The organism is Vibrio sp. OPT18, from assembly GCF_015163615.1.
Classification (GTDB): Bacteria; Pseudomonadota; Gammaproteobacteria; order Enterobacterales; family Vibrionaceae; genus Vibrio; species Vibrio coralliirubri.
The window spans coordinates 1-1,153 of record NZ_JADDYK010000119.1 but is presented as its reverse complement, the minus strand read 5'-3'; the positions used below and the strand labels follow the sequence as shown (position 1 = coordinate 1,153).

The window sequence follows — 1,153 nt, the reverse complement described above, 5'->3', positions numbered from 1 at the left end:
AAAGAGAAAGCACTTGCCGAAACAGCTGCTCTACTGGTTTTGCGGGAAAAGTTCAATGCCCTCTGGGAAACCAGCGAGGAAGACTGATTCCTATCTCAGAGCGGCTAAAAATAATCACACTTGTTGATGACGCTGTACGTAAAGGGGCAACAAAGACAAAGGCTTGCTCCACCGTTGGGTTATCAATACGAACGTTTCAGCGTTGGACAGAGAACTCTGCTGAAGTCACAAGTGATATGCGTCAGCATCCTCGGCAGCACGAGCCTCATAATAAGCTATCAGAAGCCGAAAGGCAGCAGATATTAGATATCTGCAATACACCAGAGTATGCCGATTTACCGCCGAATCTCATCGTTCCAATGTTGGCTGATGAAGGCATTTATATTGCCTCAGCGTCCACATTTTATCGTGTATTAAAAGCAAACAACCAGCTAGGTAAGCGAACTCGTAACAAAGCTGGAACAAGCCCTTCTCGACCAAAGGTTCAAAAAGCCTGCAAACCAAATCAGGTATGGAGCTGGGGTATCAGTTATCTGCCATCGAAAATACGAGGGAAGCACTATTACCTTTATTTGATAATGGATATCTTCAGTAGAAAAGTAGTAGGTGCAGAAGTGTATGATCAGGAGCTAGGCGAATACGCAGCGGAGTTACTCCAAAGAACAGCATGGCGGGAAAAGTGTGTGCAAGGCAACATTACTTTGCACTCTGACAACGGTGCTCCTATGAGAAGTTACACCATGCTTGCAAAGATGCATGACCTTGGGGTCATAAGCTCTTACTCTAGGCCAAGAGTAAGCAATGACAACCCATACTCTGAGTCGTTATTCAAAACAATAAAGTATTGTCCTTCATGGCCAATGGATGGGTTTTCTTCTATAGAAGACGCTCGGTGTTGGGTTGGTAATTTTGTTGATTGGTATAACAATGAGCATAAACACAGTGGCATAAAGTATGTAAAACCTCAGCAGAGGCATTGCGGCGATGATAATGAAATTCTCCGACAGCGTATGCAAGTCTACCGCCGTGCTCAATTGACTCACCCAAGCAGATGGAGTCGGCAGACGAGAGACTGGAGTTATATCGATAAGGTGTACTTGAACCCTGAAAAGTGTGCAGCGTAATCATTAAGGTTACTAAATTGTAAAAAAAA

General features: G+C 44.1%; 1 protein-coding gene. It reads left to right on the top strand.

Annotation, left to right across the window (positions count from 1 at the left end):
- A partial coding sequence (locus IQQ51_RS26515) for an IS3 family transposase (protein WP_193842567.1) occupies positions 1-1,124 on the top strand: 1,124 nt, incomplete at its 5' end.
- Positions 1,125-1,153 lie beyond the last annotated feature (29 nt).